Here is a 19356-nt window from a genome sequence, read left to right as displayed (position 1 = left end):
TTTTTGAAAAGTTTTCTCTTATAACGGGTGGTCCTGGTACAGGTAAAACAACTATTATTAAGGCGCTAGTAAAAGGTTTTCAACTGGGTGGATTAGGGCGTATTATACTTTGTGCTCCTACGGGACGTGCTGCAAAACGTTTGACCGAGGCCACTGAGTTTGAAGCTACTACAATTCATCGTCTATTGGTGCCTGTTCAAGGTAGTGACTCCTATGACTTTACAAAGAATGAAGATGATCCACTTGATATAGATGTTATTATCATCGATGAAGCATCTATGCTTAATGTGCGTTTATTCTATTCATTAATGGCGGCGATTCCTAAGGAAGCTCATGTTATTATTGTGGGCGACGTAGATCAGTTACCACCTATAGGTGCTGGATTTGTATTAAAAGATTTATTAGATAGTGATTGTGTGCCATATACACGACTTAACCAGATTTATCGTCAAAGCTCTGGTAATACTATTGTTGAAAGTGCTTACGCTATTAATCGTGGAGAAATGCCTAACCTTGAAGGTGTGAGTGAAGAGTTTTCTTTTATTCCCGTTAAATCTTATGACATGATGATGAAAGCCATCATTGATGTATATAAACGTGAACAAGAAACTTTAGAAGATGAATTAGATATTCAAATTATTTCTCCTATGCGCCGTGGTGAAGCAGGTAGTACATTGATATCACAATATGTACAACAAGCCGTAAACCCTCCAGATAGCTACAAGGGAGAAGCTCGTGTCAATGGCATTACTTATCGCGTTGGGGATAAGGTTATTCAAATTCTCAATGATTATGAGTTAGAAGTTTTTAATGGTGAAATTGGTGTTATTTACGCTATTACACGGACTGATATTTGTATTCGATTTATTCATAAAGAGGTTCGTCTACCAATCGATGAAGCTCATATGATTATGCCTGCTTATGCTATAACGGTCCATAAGAGCCAAGGTAGCGAATATGGCGTAGTTATTATTCCATTTGTTCCACGTTATGGTGGCATGTTACAACGTAATTTGTTGTATACTGCTGTTACGCGGGCAAAACGTAAAGTGATCATCGTCGGTACTACGAGCGCAGTTGAACGTGCTGTGCGCACTGTTAATGCCGATGAACGTTATACATTGTTTAAAGAACGACTACAAGGGAGATGTGATTCTTAATGAGTCTTTGGGATTTCCTATTTCCACCTGTATGCCCTCACTGTGGTGCACCTGTGGCAACACAAGGGGATTGGTGTAAAGCTTGTTTTACAGATTTATTACATATTCGTCATATACCACATAAATTTTTACACTATGTAGATGATGTATGTGTGTTGGCCGAATATCGTGGTGGTCTAAAGTCTATGATTTACGATGTAAAATTTAATGAAAAAAAGGAGCAGTCCAAAGGGGCGGCTCCTTTTTTAGTATCGTACAACTTTTACATGAAATATAATGAGTCTAACATTGTGAACAGTAATTGTAAAATTATGTATGATTATATTGTTCCCGTACCATCTAGCGAAAAGAAAAAAGCTAAGAGAGGATATAATCAAGTAGATTTATTCTTTCTTGAATGGGCTCATTCTTTATGGGAGATAGATAGAAAAAACTTTAAATGGTTAGATTGTATATACAAGTTTGATACTTCTCGAGATATGTGGGGATTAACAAATAAAGAAAGACATCAAAATATTGATGATGCCTTTGTTATATGTGCTGATTATAAGGATATTGATTTAACAAATAAGAATATTTTAATCGTCGATGATATATATACTACAGGTGCCACAATTGAAGCCGTAGCAAAAGTTTTACAAAAGCATAGGGCACTTCGCGTTGACGCACTTACTTTGGCTAGTGGTAGTTTTTAATCATATTAGCCAAGCACATCAATAAATGCTTTGACAACATCTGGATCAAAGAGGGAACCGGATGCACTAAAAAGTTCTTCTTTTGCTTTAGCTTTTGTTTTCGCCCAAAATTCAGTAGAAGGATTAACTGTTGTATCATAGTAATCTGCTACAGCAATGATTCGAGCTCCCAATGGAATATTAGCACCACGTAGATGTTTAGGGTAACCGGAGCCATCCCATTTTTCATGATGGTAACGAATATAAGGCAAGATTTGTTGGCAACAAGGATAGTTTTCAATCATATTTGCACCACTTGCAGCATGTTGCTTATATTTTGACATCTCTTGTTTATTAAGGTATGGAGATTTTTGAATTAGTGCATTAGGTACCATTAATAGCCCTAGGTCATGAAGTAAAGCTGCGTGACGAATTTGATCGATTTCATTTAATGGTAAGCCCATTTTAGCTGCAATACTAACTGCATAGTTTGAAACTTGGATAGAATGAGTATAGAGATGATAGCTTTTCATTTTTATCATCTGTAAAAGTTGAGCGCTTATGGCTTCTAAACTGTCCTTCTCCAGTTCATACAACCCTGATGGTTGCATCAATGATAACATAAACATAATAAACCCCTCTAACTAACAAGCAGAACATATGGTACAACCCCTCGTACTTATGTTCATCTCGTACAACTTTAGGCCGTTCTAATCTAACAGTATACAAATTATACACCATAAATAATTTTTTGTGTATGATACGTATGTTCTTACATATATGTTGTATTCAAATTTGGCATACAAAAAATAATTGACATTTTAAGAACCCACTAGATATGGTACTTAAAAAAAGTAATTTTAGAAATATTAAAATAATATGAAGAATATTTTAGGTTTTCTATTCCAATTTTCTATACATCAACAAATAGGGGTTGCAAAATTTATTCTCATTGTTCTAAGAATTAAACGATATTATGTTTGATAAATAATTTTTTTGAGATGTTGAAATATATACATAAATTTTCCTAGTATAATAGTAAAACTAGACATGAATACTGTAATTCTTTATAATACGTCTATACGGGTCTGTGGTTGAAAGTCGAGGCCAGTCGCAGGCAAAACGATCCACATAAGCAGTCCAAGGGACTGTGAGCATGGTGCGGCTTAGGTGTAAGTCCTGCCGGTATAACCGAGAGAGGTAGTAGTGGGGAGTCTCAGACTTATGAGCGAACCCTCCAGCAGGCGAGTGTGGGGGCAAAGACCAGGTCAGCCGTATAAGGGCACATGAGGATTTTCTCATGTGCTTTTTCTTTTTATACATTTGTATATTATAAAATCTATAGAAAACCACTAATCATGGGAAAGTTTTTATACATAGGTATAATATTTATACATACTGTGTATAAAACTAGAATATAAATATAGTAATTTTGCGAATATATTGAAATTTATATACAAATTTATTGACATAATTATACTGAGTCTATATACTATTATAAAGTAGTAGTAAGTTAGAATAATGAGGTTGATAATATGTTAAATAGCAAATTAAAAAAATTAATTGTTGGTGGTTGTGTGCTAGTGATGGCGGCTTCTTTAGTTGGTGGTTGTGGTTCCTCTAATCAAACTGTGTCTAATAAACTTGTAGTTGGTACTAATGCTACATTTGTTCCATTTGAATTTAAAGATGAAAAAACTCAAGATTATACAGGTTTTGATATTGAATTGATTCGTGCAATTGGTAAACGTATTAATAAAGATGTAGAGCTTAAAAATGTAGCTTTTGACGCTTTAATTCCGGCTTTAAATACGCGTGATATCGATGTTGCTGCATCAGGTATGACTATCACAAAAGCGAGAAGCGAAAAAGTATTGTTCTCTTCTCCTTATTATGAAAATGCTTTAGCAGTAGTATATAAAGATGGAACGACTGTGAACTCTCTTGATGATTTAAAAGGTAAAAAAATTGCAGCCCAGTTAGGTACTACTGGTGCAGATTTAGCTCATAAAATTGAAGGTACTACTGTAAAAGAATTTGACCATAGCAATGAAGCTTTGTTAGAATTACAGAATGGTGGTGTTGATGCAACTGTAATCGATTTACCTGTAGCTCAATATTACAGTACTAAGCATCCTGACCAACAAATCAAATTTATGGCATATCCAAATACTAAAGAATATTTGGGCTTAGCAATTAATAAAGAGAATAAAGAATTGCAAGAACAAATTAATAAGGCAATTGCTGATATGAAGGCAGATGGTGAATTTAATACATTATATAAAAAATGGTTTAATGTAGATGCACCTACTGATATGCCAGTGGTTTTAGAATTTAAATAATAGGAGAGATCATGAGTTTTAATTGGGGGTTAATTGCGGATAACTTACCGCTTTTACTACAAGGTGCTCTGGTGACTGTAGAAATTACGGCTATGTCTGTAGGTTGTGGTTTCTTTATCGGTCTTTTAGTATCTTTAGCAAATTTATCTAAATTTAGTTTAGTTAGATTGTTAGCAAAATGTTATGTAGATATCATTCGTGGTACGCCACTATTGGTACAAATTTTCTTGATCTATTTTGCTTTGCCTATGATTACAGGTCAACGAATTGATCCGTTTATTGCTGCTGTTACCGCATGTAGTATTAACTCTGGTGCTTATGTATCTGAAATTTTCCGTGCTGGTATTCAATCTATTGATAAAGGTCAAATGGAGGCCGGTCGTTCTCTTGGTTTAACTTGGGGTCAAACCATGCGTTACATCATTATGCCTCAAGCTTTCAAAGCAATTATTCCTCCTTTGGGGAACGAATTTATTGCTATGTTGAAAGACTCCTCTTTAGTTTCTGTTATCGGTTTCGAGGAATTGACACGTCGTGGTCAGTTAATCATTGCTAAAACCTACGCATCCTTTGAAATCTGGGGTACGGTTGCTGTTATTTACCTTATTATGACAGTGACTATCTCACAATTAGTTGGATATCTTGAAAGGAAATATAGCATTAAATGATTAAATTAGAAAATGTACATAAATCCTTTGGTAAAAATGAAGTGCTAAAAGGTATCAATTTACATATTGAACAAGGTCAAGTTGTCGTAATCATTGGTCCATCTGGTTCTGGTAAAAGTACAGTACTACGGACCATGAATTACTTAGAAGAACCTACATCTGGTAAGGTTATCGTAGATGGAATGGATCTTTCTGATAAGAAAAAATTGAATGATGTTCGTGCTGAAGTGGGAATGGTATTCCAAAACTTTAATTTGTTCCCACATATGACGGTTATGGAAAATCTTACGTTAGCACAAACTAAGGTTCGTAAAACATCTATGGAAGAGGCCCAGAAGATTGGTCAAGCTTTACTTGATCGAGTAGGTTTGGTTGATAAAGCCAATGCATACCCTGATTCTTTATCAGGTGGTCAAAAGCAGCGTGTTGCCATTGCTCGTGCTTTGGCTATGAAGCCCAAAGTAATGCTTTTTGATGAGCCTACGTCTGCGCTTGATCCTGAAATGGTCAGTGAAGTACTTGACGTAATGAAGTCTTTAGCAGAGGACGGAATGACGATGGTCATTGTTACTCATGAAATGGGCTTTGCGAAAAAGGTAGCTGATAGAGTATTATTTGTTGATGGTGGTTTGATTTTAGAAGATGATACACCTGAACGCGTATTTGATGCGCCTACCAATGAAAGAACAAAATCATTCTTAGATAAAATTTTGTTAGATTAAATAATATAATTATAGGAAGCAAATTCTAGAAATAGTGATTGCTTCCTGTTTTTTTATTATTTAAAATAACCTATTTTGTGCATATTAATTTTAATGATATAAGTATAGCTTTATATTTATTAATATATTTGATAGCCTTTAAGTTAAATAAATTAATTTTAATGACTTTGTATAAGGGTATTATGTATTAATTAATCTAAGAAACATGATTAGTGCTATAAATATTTGTGATATAACAATAATTTATACAGCGTAGTTGCGAAGTGATAATTTTTAATTCACATATTTTTATGATTATAAGACTATCTAATAATTTTATGGATTGTAAAAAATTATTTATAGCACAGATAAATATAGGGTTTATTAAGACTTGAGCTGGCTGAAGACCTTGTATGTGATGTTTGTATATTCATTAAAATTGTTAATATTGTTGTTTGATATTTTATACATGCTGTGATATGATACAAATATAGAGCAAGACAGTTAAGACAAAATATATATTTTTAGGAGGATGTTACCATGTTAGGTAAAGTAAAATGGTTCAGCGCAGAAAAGGGTTATGGTTTTATTGAACGTGAAGACGGTAGCGATGTATTCGTACATTACTCTGCGATCCAAGACGAAGGTTTCAAATCTTTGACGGAAGGTCAAAATGTTGAATTTGAGATCGTTGATGGAAACCGTGGACCTCAAGCTGCTAATGTAGTTAAAGCGTAATCACATACCAAAAAATACATAAAAACAACATATAATAAAACTCCGATACAGCATGATATCGGAGTTTTTTATTATTGCTTGTAAAATTTATTCATATTTCTACAAAAAATATAAAATATTTTTATAAAAAAGGAGGAGTTTTATAGGTGTATGTAGAAATACTAAATATAACACGAGAGATAAGGTTACATAGTACCACACACTCGTATCTCGTGTGATTATTTTTAGAAAGGGTGTTGACTTATGAAAGTAGCAATCAGAGGAAAAAACATTGAAGTGACAGATGCTTTAAGAGCATATATCGAAAAAAGATTGAGCAAATTGACTCGTTACTTCGATGATGAGTTAGATGCACAAGCGGTTTTATCCGTTATAAAAGATAAATCAACAATTGAACTTACATGCTTCGTTGATAAAATCGTTCTTCGCGGTGTAGAAAATAATGATGACATGTATGCAGCTATTGACTTAGTTGTAGATAAAATTGTTCGTCAAATTCATAAACATAAAACTCGTTTAGCTAAACGCTTCAAAAAACAAGAAGCTTTCCATCCAGAAGTGTTGGCAACTCCTGTGGAAGAAGAAACTATCGAAGTAGTAAAACGCAAACGTTTTGCAGTACGCCCTATGGATGTAGAGGAAGCGATTTTACAAATGAACCTAATTGGTCATGACTTCTTTATGTTCTTTAACGCTGAAACTGAAGCGATGAACGTTGTATATCGTAGACACGATGGTTTCTATGGTTTGATAGAGCCAGAACTTCAATAACCTATAATATCGGCTGAATTTAATCCTAACTCCTTTCTACTTTTAATCAGCCGATTATTATACTAAAGTGGATGACCATTTTGAGTCATCCACTTTTTTTGTAAAAAATACTATAAATAATCGTGAAATGCCTTGAATTCTTTGACTATTCAAGGCATTTTCGTTATAATAAATTAGATAAAATAATGTAAGATTTCCTGTAGAGGAGTGATTTGTTTGTTAAGCTTTTTACAAAGGCTATTAGGCAATAATAACGCAAAAGAAATAAAAAAAATGCGTGCTATTGCTGATCATATTAATGAAATTGAACCTAATTATATTAAATTAAGTGATGCTAATTTAGTGGCAAAAACTGATGAGTTTAAACGTCGTTTGCAAAAAGGGGAAACATTAGACGACCTATTGCCAGAAGCATTTGCTGTAGTTCGTGAAGCATCTAAACGCGTATTAGGCATGCGTCATTTTGACGTACAATTAATGGGCGGTATTTGTCTGCATAATGGCAATATCGCTGAGATGCGTACTGGTGAAGGTAAAACATTAGTAGCTACATTGCCTGTATATCTAAATGCGTTGACAGGAAAAGGTGTACACGTTGTAACCGTAAATGATTATTTGGCTACTCGTGACAGCGAGCAAATGGGTCGTTTATATAATTTCTTGGGTCTTTCCACTGGCCTTATTGTGGCTAATCTTGATTTTAATCAACGTAAAGAAGCATACGCATGTGATATTACGTATGGTACAAATAATGAGTTTGGCTTTGATTATTTGCGTGACAATATGGTATCCGATGTACTGCAAATGGTACAACGTCCATTGAATTATGCTATTGTCGATGAAGTAGACTCCATTCTTATTGATGAAGCGAGAACTCCATTGATTATTTCTGGTCCTGGTCAACGTTCCACGGATAATTACTATAAATTGGCTAAAATTGTTCCTCACCTTGTAAAAGATGAAGACTATGTTATCGATGAGAAACAAAAAACTATTGCTCCTACCGATGCTGGTATCGAAAAAGTTGAAAAAATGCTTGGCGTTGAAAACTTATATGATGCTGAAAATATCGAGTTGAATCATTTGCTTGGTGCTTCTTTGCGTGCCTATGCTATGATGCATCGCGATACTGATTACGTAGTTAAAGACGGCGAAGTTGTTATCGTCGATGAGTTTACAGGTCGATTGATGTTTGGACGTCGTTATTCTGATGGCTTGCATCAAGCTATCGAGGCTAAAGAAGGCTTAAAAGTTGAACGTGAAAGCCAAACATTGGCATCTGTAACATTCCAAAACTACTTCCGTATGTATGAAAAATTAGCAGGTATGACTGGTACTGCTAAAACAGAGGAAAAGGAATTTATAGACATCTATGGTTTAGAAGTAATACCAATTCCTCCAAATAAACCTTTGATTCGTACGGATTTACCAGATCAAATCTTTAAAACTAAAGCTGCTAAATATCGTGCCGTAGTACGTAATGCAGTGGAACGTCATAAATTGGGTCAACCAATTTTGATTGGTACTACATCTATTACGCAATCTGAAGAACTTTCAGATATGTTGTTGCGTGCAGGTGTACCGCATAAAGTATTGAACGCTAAACACCATGAACAAGAAGCGGAAATCGTAGCAGATGCGGGTCAAATGGGTATGGTAACAATTGCCACTAATATGGCTGGTCGTGGTACTGATATTACTCTTGGGGAAGGTGTGCCTGAACTAGGTGGTTTAGCAATTTTGGGTACTGAGCGCCATGAAAGCCGTCGTATTGATAATCAGTTACGCGGTCGTTCTGGTCGTCAAGGTGACCCTGGTTCTTCTCAATTCTTCTTGTCCTTGGAAGATGATTTAATGCGTATCTTTGGTGCCGATAATATTACAGGTATCATGGATAAACTTGGTATGGAAGAAGATGAGCCTATTGAGCATTCTTTGATTACTAAATCTATTGAACGTGCTCAAAAGAAAGTAGAGGATCATAACTACAATATTCGTAAATATGTACTCGAGTATGATGACGTTATGAATCAACAACGTGAAGTATTATACGAACAACGTCGTCGTATTTTACGTAACGAATCTTTGCGTGAAACAATTAATGAAATGATTGATAAGCTTGTTACTGAATCTGTAGATGCTTATGCTGATGAAAAGCTCTATCCAGAAGAATGGGATTATGAAGGTCTCTACAAGCATTTAAGTCAATATTTCTTAACTGAAGAAATCATGTCTTCTCAAGATATGGAAGAATATACTCGTCAAGACTTACTGGAACGCTTATTGGAAATTGCTCATGAAGAGTATCAAGATCGCGTCGATATGCTTGGTGAGGCTATGTTTAGTCAACTTGAAAAGGCAATTATGTTGCGCGTTGTTGATAATAAATGGATGGAACATTTGGATAATATGGATATGTTGCGTGAAGGTATTGGCCTTCGTGCATATGGTCAAAAAAATCCATTGGTGGAATATAAATTTGAAGCCTTTGATATGTTCCAAACTATGATTGCAGCTATTCAAGACGAAACAATCATGGCATTATACAAAATTCGTGCACAATTGATTCAAGAAATCGAAGAACCAGTTGATCACTTAGAAGGTGCACAATCCCATCATGAAGATGTGTTGGAGCCACAAAACATAGATTAAGATTTATGAATGGCACGTTGCTCAATGGGATTTCCACTGGGCAACGGCCATTTTCTATTTTATTAAGGTGATAATTTAACGTTGTAATAGGGTAATAAGCTAAAGGCGGTGAACATAAATTGTTAGAAGATTTAAAACCAATTATTTCTAATCTAGAAGAACGTATTTATGGAATGAGGGATTCACTTTAACATTGCTCAGAAGGAAGATCGAATCTTTACACTCGATGTACAGATGAGTGACCCTACATTTTGGGATAATCCAGATAAAGCTCGCGAGATTTCTCAAGAGGCCACACAATTAAAAAATGCCGTAGAAGGCTATAAGCAACTTGTTAGTGATATTGAAGATGCTAATGTGATGCTTGAAATGGCTATTGATGAAGATGATCGCTCTATGGAGAGTGAAATTAAAGATTATGTTCGTCAAATAGAAGAAACTGTGGAAAAGCAAGAAGTACTTTTATTATTAAGTGGTGAGTACGATGCAAACAACGCTATTCTAACATTTCATGCCGGTGCAGGTGGTACGGAGGCACAAGATTGGTGTTCTATGTTAATTCGAATGTATTTACGTTGGGCAGAAAAATCTGGCTTTTCTATTGAATTAATGGATGAACAACCTGGTGATGAAGCCGGGATTAAATCGTCTACCTTTCTTGTTAAAGGGGAAAATGCCTTTGGTTACTTGAAGTCTGAAAAAGGTGTACATCGTCTTGTTCGTATTTCACCATTTGATGCTGCAGCTCGACGGCACACATCTTTTGCTGCTGTCGATGTAATGCCTGAAATCGATGATACTGTAGAAATTAATATCGATATGAAGGACGTACAAGTTGATACATATCGTGCTAGTGGTGCTGGTGGTCAGCATATTAATAAAACTGATTCTGCTGTTCGTATGACACATAAGCCAACAGGAATTGTAGTACAGTGTCAAACACAACGTTCTCAAATGCAAAATAGAGAGCAAGCGTTGCGATTATTACGGGCTAAATTATTTGAATTAGAGCTTGAAAAACAAGCTGAAATTAAAGAACAAATTGGTGGTACCTATCAAGCAATTGAGTGGGGGAGTCAAATTCGTTCCTATGTATTCCATCCTTATAATCTTGTTAAAGATCATCGTACTAGTGTAGAAACAGGCAATGTTCAAGCTGTCATGGATGGTAATTTAGATCCATTTATCGAAGGATTTTTGAAAAAAGAGGCTAACTTAACAGTTTAGGAGATATTATGAAAAAGTTTTTACTATTCCTCTTAGTGTTGATTATTGCTCTTGCAGTAGCAACCCAGTTTTTATTACCATCATTTATTGGCTCACGTATTGAAAGTCAATTAAATGACGCATTGAAACCATCGGCTCAAACAGTAAATGTTGATGCACAACCAGCTTTTAAATTGTTATATGGTGAGGTAGACCGAGTTTATGGTACCTTGGAGAATATTAAGCTTGGTAAATTGAATTTTGCTAATTTCCGTTATGATGCTAAAGATATTCTTGTTAATCCAATTTCTTTATTAGCAAGTCAACAAATCGATGTAGTTAGCGTTGGTAACGCAAGTATTGATGGAACTATTAATAAAGCTGATTTGGCTAGTTTCTTGAGCAATGAAGCAGGTAGTGATATTCAAGATGTACAAGTTGATATTAGTAAAGATAATATTAGCTTAATCGGCAAAATGAATGTGGGTATGGTATTTAAAGGGGATGTTAAATTAGATGGGAATTTAGAATTAAACGGTAATACATTACTGTTTTCACCTAAAAAGTTTACCATTAATGGAGCTACAATTCCTGGTATGACATCTAATGTGTTAGAAAGTACTCAAATTTATGACTTCAACAATTTCCCGATTCCTGTAAAAGCAGAAAGTTTAACTGTTGATAATGGTGAGATTCGCATTAAAGTTAAACCTATACTCAACTAGAAAGGATTTGTCGTGAATCATCGGAACACACAAAAAAGTAAGTACTCATGGATTCTTATACTCTGTATTATTGTAGGTCTTTTATCTTCCTTATACCTAGTATTTGAACGCCATCAAATCGAAAAATCACAAAATCATATTGAAAATATCGTAGATTACGATGCGGTTTTACGAGCAAGCGCCTTTGAAAAACGTAGTCAACAAGAGGCTTTTGATGCGTTGCGTAATGCCGGTGTAACTGCCTTTGCTATTTATGATCGCACGTTAGAGAAAGCCAAAGATGCGGGTCAAGTTAAGGTGTTAACGTCCGAAGAAATGGAATCTGTTCGTGTTAATGGCGCTTCTATTAAACATGGTGCAACGTATGTAGCATTAATTTCTGGTAAGGAAGGCTATTATAAAGAAATCCGCGAAGATTTATATCACCGTATTGGCAAGGATAAGGTGAAAGAACTTAATACGAGTATTGGTCCAGTGCTTGAATTGTATGGCGCAACAGCAGAGAGTTATGCAAAGATGAATCTTGGTATTTCTAAGTTGCAAGCACAAGAGGTTGCAGAGCGTGGATTTAATGTTATCGTTCGGCCAACAAATTATAGAAATGTAACATCTGAAGATATTCAATATCTATTTAAACGCCTTGAAGGTATTCCGCATGTAACCGGGATGATTTTTGCTGGTAAAGAGGCTCTTGGGGCCCCTCATTTAACTGATGAAACATTAGAATTATTAAATAAAAATCATATTCCACTAGTTGGGATCGAAGCTGTTAATCAATTGCAGTATGAGCCTCAACAAGGATTCTTGGAAATGGCGGCTAAAAACAATTATAGTGTAGGTCGTGTATATACTATCGCAAAAGAGGAATTGAAGAAAATTACTCCGGAAGAGGCGGCTCAACGCTTCTACATTAGTGATATTGAACGTAACATTCGTTTTAACTTGTTCCCAATGTATGAAATAGGTATAAATAACGAAACTGTATTACAAACTACAATAAACTATATTGGTATGGCTACAGAGAAATTAGCTCTAAAAGGCTATGAGTTCGGTCCTGCAGATATCTATCCTGCCTATACACCAAATCCATTGTTAGTAGTTATTTCGATGGTTGGTGCTATCGCACTTTTTGTATATGTTCTACAAATGATTTTACCAATGTCTAAGCATACTCAACTTGTGGCTTTCTTTGGTATTTGTTTGGCATCTATTGTTGTATTTATTCTTACAAGTGGTACGTTAATTACTCAAATCTGGGCTTTATCTAGTGCAGTTATGGCTCCCGTAGGCGCTATGATTCGCTTGATGGAAGAGTGGCGCCGTTATGATGGGGCCCGTCCTCTAGGGGCTATTAAGTCTACCGTGCTTGCCTTGTTATATCTTGTAATTGCTGCATTATTTGCTGCTATTGGTGCTATGTATATCGCATCATTATTGGGCAATACGAAATTCTTTATGGAATTCGCTATCTTTAGAGGTGTTAAATTAACCTTTGTTCTTCCAATTATTTTAGTTATTATTGCGTACTTACAACGCTTCCCATTGTGGAAGGGTCGCATGATTAACTCAAAGGAAGAAGCGAAAAAATTTGTAGTAGAATTCTTAACTATGGATGTTAAGTTTTACGTATTCTTTGTGTTGGCGGCACTTGGTGGTGTTGCATGGGTATTTGTTGGACGCAGTGGTCACACCGCAGGTGTTCCAGTACCAACCTTTGAACTTATGCTTCGACGTTTCCTTGAAAATACGATGTATGCAAGACCTCGTGAAAAAGAGTTTATCATTGGTCATCCTGCTTTAATACTTGCTACCTTCGCCTTCTTGCGTAAATGGCCTACAATAATTCATTTCGTATTAACTCTAGCTGGGGTTATTGGGATTGCTTCTATGGTAGAAACATTCTGTCATCTTAGAACACCAGTGTTCATGTCTATCATGCGTGGTTATGATGGTTTGTTGATTGGTGCTCTCTTGGGATTGCTTCTTATTATCGCAGTACGTTTTATGATGTACGTAACACAATGGTTCCAAGCTAGGGAGGTTGACCATGAGTAATATTGTTATCTCTGGTTACTATGGCTTTGGTAATGCTGGTGATGAGGCTATGCTCTGTGCCATTATCGATGCTATTCGCAAAGAAGAGGCAGATGCACATATTACTGTAATTTCTGGTAATCCTAAAGAAACTAGCAAAAAGCATAATATCAATGCTGTAGGGACATTCTCTGCACTAGGTATTTTAAAAGCCATTGCTAATTCAGATCTTGTTATCAGTGGTGGTGGTAGTTTATTACAAGATGCTACCAGTATTCGCAATACTTATTACTATTTAAGTATTATGGCCTTAGCTAAGTTACTGGGAAAAAAAGTAATGCTTTATTCCCAAGGCATTGGTCCTTTAAATCGTTCATCTACACGTCGTGCTGTTGGTTTTGTATTACGTTTTGTGGATACTATCACAGTTCGTGACTCTATTTCTAAAGATGAATTAGAGTCTTTAGGTATTGAAGATGTTGAGGTTACTGCAGATGCTGTATTAGCAATGCAACCGACAGAGCTTTCAATTGGCGCGCATATTCTTGAAGGCTATACATCTAAATTGCCTGCTACTAATGAACAACGTAAACGGGTTGGTGTGGCTGTTCGCAGTTGGAAAGAGGATACGGAATATAGAGAAGCCTTAGCTAATGTATTGAGCCGATTACAAGAACAAGATAATGTGGAAATTATCTTTATTCCTATGTCACATCCAGAGGATACAAAAGAGGCTAAGATTATTGCTGGTTATATGCCAAATGGTGCTATTGTCCTAGAAGGCCCGTTCTCTACGGAACAACAAGTATCCTTATCTGGTAATGTGGACCTCATGATTGGTATACGTCTTCATGCCTTAGTTTTTAGTTCCTTAATGGGAAAACCAGTTATTGGTATTTCTTATGATCCTAAAATTACAAGCTTTTTACATATGATTGGTCAAGAGCCGATTGGCACAATGACTCATTTGCGTGAAGAAGCCTTGTACCAATGGTGTCATAAATTATTGAATTCTCGTGAGGAGTATCAAGCATCTTATGACCGTATTGAAGCATTGCGTGTGGATTCTCAACGCAATGCAGAAATTGCTATTTCATTACTTAACGATTATTAATATATTGGATCCTATCCAGAAAGTGAGGTCTCTATGGCTACATTAACACAAGATGTTAAACAATTAGTTCAAGAGAAGGCAAAAGCTATTCGCGTTGGTATTGTACAGTCTGTAACGGCAGCGAAATCCGGTCACCCAGGTGGTTCATTATCTATCGCCGATGTGATGGCCTTGTTGTACTATGTAGAAATGAATGTAGATCCAGCAAATCCAAAAGCTCCTAATAGAGATCGTTTCGTCCTTTCTAAAGGTCATGCAGCGCCTGCACTATATGCTACATTGGCTGAAAAGGGTTATTTCCCTAAAGAAGAACTTTTGAACTTACGTAAAATTGACCATATGTTACAAGGTCATCCTGATATGAAACATACACCAGGTGTAGATATGTCTACAGGTTCTTTAGGTCAAGGAATCTCTGCGGCTTGTGGCATGGCATTGGCTGGTAAAATCGATAATGCTGAATATCGTGTATATTCCATTCTTGGAGATGGCGAACTTGAAGAAGGTCAAGTGTGGGAAGCTGCAATGTTTGCAGGCCATTACAAATTGAATAATTTGACAGCTTTTGTTGATTTTAACGGTCTTCAAATCGATGGTGATATTACTAAAGTTCTTTCTCCATTGCCAATTCCAGAAAAGTTTAAAGCTTTTAATTGGAATGTTATCGAAGTTAATGGTCATGATCTTGATGAACTTCATAATGCTATTGAAGCTGCAAAGGCTTTCACAGAAGGCCCAACATGTATTGTAATGCATACTGTAAAGGGTAAAGGTGTTGAAGAAATGGAAGGTCAAGCAGGCTGGCATGGTAAAGCACCAAGTGAAGAGCAAGGTGTAGCCTTTGTTAATGAAATTATGGGGGTACAATAATGGGTAAAGCAACACGTGAAGCATATGGTAATGCGTTAGCTCGCATTGGTAAAGAGAATACTAATATTATCGTACTAGATGCGGATTTATCCAAATCTACTAAAACAGATACATTTAAAGGTGCGTGCCCAGAGCGTTTCTTTAACGTAGGTATTGCAGAGCAAAACTTGATTTCTGTTGGTGCGGGACTTGCAGCGGCAGGTAAGATTCCATTTGTATCTTCTTTCTCCATGTTCGCAACAGGTCGTGCGTTTGAACAAATTCGCAATGCTGTATGTTATCCAAAATTAAACGTAAAAGTTTGTGCTACACATGCGGGCATTACTGTTGGTGAGGATGGTGCAACGCATCAAAGTTTAGAGGATATTTCTTGCATGCGTACATTGCCAAATATGACCGTAGTTGTACCTGCTGATGAGCGCGAAACAGAGGCTGTTATCGAATGGGCTGCATCTTATAACGGTCCAGTATACGTTCGTTTGGGTCGTGCTGGTGTAGATGATGTAACTAAGGAAGGCTATTCTTTTGCGCCTGGCAAATCTACTACCTTGGTAGATGGTTCTGATGTTACAATTATCGCTTGTGGCGCATTGGTTGGACCTGCTGTAGAGGCGGCTAACACTTTATCTGAAGCCAATGTATCTGCTCGCGTTATCAACATGGCATCTATTAAACCTATTGATGCTGAAGCAATTGTAAAAGTGGCTACCGAAACTGGTGCTATTGTTACAGCCGAAGAACATAATATCATTGGAGGTCTTGGTTCTGCGGTATCTGAAGTAGTAGTAGCTAATAAGCCGGTACCTATGGAATTCGTTGGGGTTCAAGATACATTTGGGGAGAGTGGAACACCAAAAGAATTGATGAAAAAATATGGCTTAACTGCAAATGACATTGTAGAAGCAGTAAAACGTGTAATCGCTCGTAAATAATCAAAGGGGATCCCATGATTGAATTTAAGAATGTTAGTAAAGTCTATGATAATGGTTCTGTTGCATTAGACGATGTGTGTTTAACTATTAACGATGGTGAATTTGTCCTCGTTTGTGGTCACAGTGGTGCAGGGAAATCAACTTTATTTAAGTTATTAACACATGAAGTAGTGCCAGATGCTGGTACTGTCATCGTTGATGACTTTGATGTTACGCGTATGAAGCGCAGTAAAATTCCTAAATTGAGAAGAAAGCTTGGCGTTGTATTCCAAGACTTCCGTTTATTACCAAATAAAACGGTAGCAGAAAATATCGCTTTTGCTCTTGAAGTTATTGAAGAAAAACCAAAAATTATTAAAGAAAAAGTTAGTCATGTATTAGAACTTGTTGGTTTATCTGACAAAGCTAATGATTTACCAGAGGATCTTTCTGGTGGGGAACAACAACGTGTTGCTATTGCTCGTGCTATTGTTAATCGCCCAACAGTTTTAATTGCTGATGAGCCTACCGGTAACCTCGATCCTGATACTAGTAAGGATATTGTAGAGTTGTTCAAACATATCAATAATTTTGGCACTACCGTTATTATGGTTACCCATAATATGGACCTTGTTTCGTACTTGAATAAACGCGTTATTCGTCTAAAAGATGGTCGCGTTCAAAGTGATAATATGAGAGGTGCAGAGATTAATGAAGCCTAGAACGATAAAATACTATTTTAAAGAAGCTCTCAAGTCTATGAAACGCAATGGTCTTATGACATTAGCGTCAATTTCTACAGTAGCCTTATCCTTATTTATGCTTGGTGTATTTCTTTGTGGTGTCATCAACTTGAATAACATGGCATCTAGTTTAGAAAATCAAGTACAGTTAAGTATATACTTAAAGGATGGTTTAACGACTGAGCAAATTATGGCAGTAGGAAAACAAATTAAAGCTATACCTAACTTAAAGCATTTAGAATTCGTTAATAAAGAGCAAGCCATGAAGGAGTTTAAAGAACGCCTTGGTGAGCAGCAACAATTGGTAAATGCTTTAGGTGGTGTTAATCCTCTGCCTAACTCTTATGTATTAACCTTTGATAATCCTAGTGATGTAAAAGCGACGGCAAAACTAGCTACGACCTTCCAAGGCGTAGAAAGTACGCATTATGGTCAAGATATTGTGGAAGAACTTTTCCGTATTACGCAAGTAATTCGTATTGGTGGTATTGTATTGATTGCGTTCTTAGCAGCTGCCACATTATTTATCATTTCCAATACGATTCGTTTGACCGTATTTGCGCGTCGTAAAGAAATTGCAATCATGAAATATGTAGGTGCCACTAATGGTTTTATTCGTTGGCCATTCTTGATTGAAGGCATGCTCTTAGGCTTAATTGGTGCTATCATCGCCGTTCTTTGCGTTGGTGAATTCTACCACTTCATCACTATGGAGGTTTCTGAATCGCTAGCTTTCTTCCCATTAGTTCCAATGTTCCCATTCTTCTATGATGTAGCACTCTATATTTTAGGTGGCGGCATAGTAGTAGGTGCTATTGGTAGTACTATTTCTTTGAAACAATACATGAAGGTGTAAAGTTTATGAGTAATAGTATATTTAAATCTCGCTTCGTAGCAGCTATTTTGACTGGTATAGTTGTATTGGGAACACCACTATATATCGTTGCAGAGGACGAAGATTTAACGAATCAACTTGATTCAATTCAACAACAAGTCAATCAACAAAATGCTATAAAAACAGATGCTGAAACTGTAATTGTTAGCGTATCTGAACAGTTGCGTCAGATCGAAGAACAATTGCGTCAGGCTCAACAACAATTAGAATCTATTCAACAACAACGCATAGCTGTTGAAAATGATATTACTATTAATGAAAAATTACTTGCAGAAGCACAAAAACGCTTAGAAGGGCGTGAAGCCGTATTTTATAAGCGTGTTCGTGATATTTATATCAACGGTCGTTTAAGTTATTTAGATGTAGTTATTGGCTCTAAAGATTTTAGAGATTTTGCAAATCGCTTAGAAATTTTAAAGCGAATCATTGATTCTGATATTAAGTTAATTGATGAAATAAAAAAAGAGCGTGCTGAGATAGCGGCACGAAAGCAAGCGCTAGAACAATCTCGTGCAAAATTAGTTGAGCTTGAAAAAGCAGCTGCAGCAAAACAAGCTGAAATAGAACAGAAGAAGAAAGAACGGGAAGTAGTTCTTCAAAAAGCGCAAAATGATCGTGCTATCGCAATGCAAGCGATAGAAGAACTTAATGCTTCTTCCGCTCAAATTACTTCTCTATTAAAAGCTCGCCAAGCAGAGCGTGCGGCGGCTCGTGCAGCTACAGAGGCAGCGGCTCAACAGTCTTCATCTGGTTATTCTTGGGTACAAGGAACTGGTCAACTTGGCTGGCCTGTAAGTGGCGAGATCACCTCCCCATATGGCTATCGTACACACCCAATTTGGGGCACTACAATTTACCATTCTGGTATTGATATTGGTGTTGATGAAGGCACACCTGTTCATGCTGCAGACGGAGGCACCGTTGCCTGGTCTGGATGGATGGGTGGTTATGGATATGCAGTAGTTATCGATCATGGTAATGGTATGTCTACTCTTTATGCCCATAATTCTGACCTTGCCGTCTCTGAAGGCCAAGATGTAGGTAAAGGCCAAGTTGTTGCCTATGCAGGCAGTACTGGTAATAGTACTGGGCCACACGTACATTTTGAAGTTCGTATAAGTGGGGATCCTGTGGATCCTATGGGATATTTAT

At 36.5% G+C, this 19356-nt stretch carries 18 protein-coding genes; 17 read left to right on the top strand and 1 reads right to left on the bottom strand.

Going from position 1 to position 19356, the window contains the following annotated elements:
• Both Q0507_RS00790 and Q0507_RS00785 read left to right on the top strand, forming a co-directional pair.
• A partial coding sequence (locus Q0507_RS00790) for an ATP-dependent RecD-like DNA helicase (RefSeq protein ID WP_298710962.1) occupies positions 1–1160 on the top strand: 1160 nt, incomplete at its 5' end.
• Positions 1160–1855 carry a ComF family protein gene (locus tag Q0507_RS00785; RefSeq protein ID WP_298710959.1) on the top strand — a complete coding sequence of 232 codons (696 nt, stop codon included), beginning with the start codon at positions 1160–1162 and terminating at the stop codon, positions 1853–1855. The genes Q0507_RS00790 and Q0507_RS00785, both read left to right, overlap by 1 nt.
• A gap of 5 nt (positions 1856–1860) precedes the next feature.
• On the opposite strand, the gene Q0507_RS00780 is transcribed toward Q0507_RS00785, so the two are convergent.
• Positions 1861–2463: an HD-GYP domain-containing protein gene (locus tag Q0507_RS00780; protein ID WP_298710956.1), complete on the bottom strand. Its 603-nt coding sequence runs from the start codon at positions 2461–2463 to the stop codon at positions 1861–1863.
• Between the two features lie 906 nt (positions 2464–3369).
• Between Q0507_RS00780 and Q0507_RS00775 the strand changes: the two genes are divergently transcribed.
• The 15 genes from Q0507_RS00775 to Q0507_RS00705 form a co-directional block, all read left to right on the top strand.
• A complete protein-coding gene (locus tag Q0507_RS00775; RefSeq protein WP_298710953.1) occupies positions 3370–4176 on the top strand; it encodes a basic amino acid ABC transporter substrate-binding protein in 807 nt (268 codons plus the stop codon).
• 11 nt (positions 4177–4187) lie between these two features.
• Positions 4188–4844, top strand: coding sequence for an amino acid ABC transporter permease (locus tag Q0507_RS00770; protein WP_009351786.1), 657 nt, complete (start codon positions 4188–4190; stop codon positions 4842–4844).
• On the top strand, positions 4841–5566 hold the full coding sequence (locus Q0507_RS00765) for an amino acid ABC transporter ATP-binding protein (RefSeq protein WP_298710950.1): 726 nt from the start codon (positions 4841–4843) through the stop codon (positions 5564–5566). The genes Q0507_RS00770 and Q0507_RS00765 overlap by 4 nt, the downstream gene beginning before the upstream one ends.
• Positions 5567–6085: 519 nt before the next feature.
• Positions 6086–6283 carry a cold shock domain-containing protein gene (locus tag Q0507_RS00760; RefSeq protein WP_004693056.1) on the top strand — a complete coding sequence of 66 codons (198 nt, stop codon included), beginning with the start codon at positions 6086–6088 and terminating at the stop codon, positions 6281–6283.
• Positions 6284–6526: 243 nt separating this feature from the next.
• Complete coding sequence (gene raiA, locus Q0507_RS00755; RefSeq protein WP_298710946.1) at positions 6527–7054, top strand: ribosome hibernation-promoting factor, HPF/YfiA family; 528 nt, start codon at positions 6527–6529, stop codon at positions 7052–7054.
• A gap of 216 nt (positions 7055–7270) precedes the next feature.
• Complete coding sequence (gene secA / locus Q0507_RS00750) at positions 7271–9706, top strand: preprotein translocase subunit SecA (protein WP_298710943.1); 2436 nt, start codon at positions 7271–7273, stop codon at positions 9704–9706.
• A gap of 119 nt (positions 9707–9825) precedes the next feature.
• A protein-coding gene (prfB, locus tag Q0507_RS00745) for a peptide chain release factor 2 (protein ID WP_298710939.1) occupies positions 9826–10933 on the top strand; the annotation gives its coding sequence in 2 pieces (ribosomal slippage) (positions 9826–9882 and positions 9884–10933; 1107 coding nt in all).
• An 8-nt stretch (positions 10934–10941) separates the two neighbouring features.
• Positions 10942–11637 carry an LmeA family phospholipid-binding protein gene (locus tag Q0507_RS00740; RefSeq protein ID WP_298710936.1) on the top strand — a complete coding sequence of 232 codons (696 nt, stop codon included), beginning with the start codon at positions 10942–10944 and terminating at the stop codon, positions 11635–11637.
• A 12-nt stretch (positions 11638–11649) separates the two neighbouring features.
• Entirely contained in the window at positions 11650–13692 is a 2043-nt protein-coding gene (locus tag Q0507_RS00735) for a DUF5693 family protein (RefSeq protein WP_298710933.1), read from the top strand.
• The gene (gene csaB, locus Q0507_RS00730) at positions 13685–14785 is read left to right on the top strand and encodes a polysaccharide pyruvyl transferase CsaB (protein WP_298710930.1); all 1101 of its coding nucleotides are present in this window, start codon (positions 13685–13687) and stop codon (positions 14783–14785) included. Before Q0507_RS00735 ends, csaB begins: the two co-directional genes overlap by 8 nt.
• A 33-nt stretch (positions 14786–14818) precedes the next feature.
• Positions 14819–15655 carry a transketolase gene (locus Q0507_RS00725; protein ID WP_298710927.1) on the top strand — a complete coding sequence of 279 codons (837 nt, stop codon included), beginning with the start codon at positions 14819–14821 and terminating at the stop codon, positions 15653–15655.
• A complete protein-coding gene (locus tag Q0507_RS00720; protein ID WP_298710924.1) occupies positions 15655–16587 on the top strand; it encodes a transketolase family protein in 933 nt (310 codons plus the stop codon). Before Q0507_RS00725 ends, Q0507_RS00720 begins: the two co-directional genes overlap by 1 nt.
• 14 nt (positions 16588–16601) lie before the next feature.
• Positions 16602–17288, top strand: coding sequence for a cell division ATP-binding protein FtsE (gene ftsE, locus Q0507_RS00715; RefSeq protein WP_298710921.1), 687 nt, complete (start codon positions 16602–16604; stop codon positions 17286–17288).
• Entirely contained in the window at positions 17278–18165 is an 888-nt protein-coding gene (gene ftsX, locus Q0507_RS00710; protein ID WP_298710919.1) for a permease-like cell division protein FtsX, read from the top strand. The genes ftsE and ftsX overlap by 11 nt, the downstream gene beginning before the upstream one ends.
• A gap of 5 nt (positions 18166–18170) precedes the next feature.
• On the top strand, positions 18171–19356 hold a 1186-nt coding region (locus Q0507_RS00705), incomplete at its 3' end, for a murein hydrolase activator EnvC (protein ID WP_298710916.1).

This window comes from uncultured Veillonella sp. (assembly GCF_938010505.1).
In the GTDB taxonomy this organism is placed as follows: domain Bacteria; phylum Bacillota; class Negativicutes; order Veillonellales; family Veillonellaceae; genus Veillonella.
Note: the sequence above shows the minus strand (reverse complement) of the source record. Positions and strands in the feature narration are given on the sequence as shown.

Excerpts from the sequence above, each read along its gene's own strand:
- csaB (WP_298710930.1), top strand. The coding sequence starts at position 13,685 with ATGAGTAATATTGTTATCTCTGGTTACTATGGCTTTGGTAATGCTGGT.
- Q0507_RS00725 (WP_298710927.1), top strand. The coding sequence starts at position 14,819 with ATGGCTACATTAACACAAGATGTTAAACAATTAGTTCAAGAGAAGGCA.
- ftsE (WP_298710921.1), top strand. The coding sequence starts at position 16,602 with ATGATTGAATTTAAGAATGTTAGTAAAGTCTATGATAATGGTTCTGTT.
- Q0507_RS00780 (WP_298710956.1), bottom strand. The coding sequence starts at position 2,463 with ATGTTTATGTTATCATTGATGCAACCATCAGGGTTGTATGAACTGGAG.
- Q0507_RS00770 (WP_009351786.1), top strand. The coding sequence starts at position 4,188 with ATGAGTTTTAATTGGGGGTTAATTGCGGATAACTTACCGCTTTTACTA.
- Q0507_RS00775 (WP_298710953.1), top strand. The coding sequence starts at position 3,370 with ATGTTAAATAGCAAATTAAAAAAATTAATTGTTGGTGGTTGTGTGCTA.
- Q0507_RS00760 (WP_004693056.1), top strand. The coding sequence starts at position 6,086 with ATGTTAGGTAAAGTAAAATGGTTCAGCGCAGAAAAGGGTTATGGTTTT.
- Q0507_RS00765 (WP_298710950.1), top strand. The coding sequence starts at position 4,841 with ATGATTAAATTAGAAAATGTACATAAATCCTTTGGTAAAAATGAAGTG.
- Q0507_RS00720 (WP_298710924.1), top strand. The coding sequence starts at position 15,655 with ATGGGTAAAGCAACACGTGAAGCATATGGTAATGCGTTAGCTCGCATT.
- Q0507_RS00740 (WP_298710936.1), top strand. The coding sequence starts at position 10,942 with ATGAAAAAGTTTTTACTATTCCTCTTAGTGTTGATTATTGCTCTTGCA.
- ftsX (WP_298710919.1), top strand. The coding sequence starts at position 17,278 with ATGAAGCCTAGAACGATAAAATACTATTTTAAAGAAGCTCTCAAGTCT.
- raiA (WP_298710946.1), top strand. The coding sequence starts at position 6,527 with ATGAAAGTAGCAATCAGAGGAAAAAACATTGAAGTGACAGATGCTTTA.
- Q0507_RS00785 (WP_298710959.1), top strand. The coding sequence starts at position 1,160 with ATGAGTCTTTGGGATTTCCTATTTCCACCTGTATGCCCTCACTGTGGT.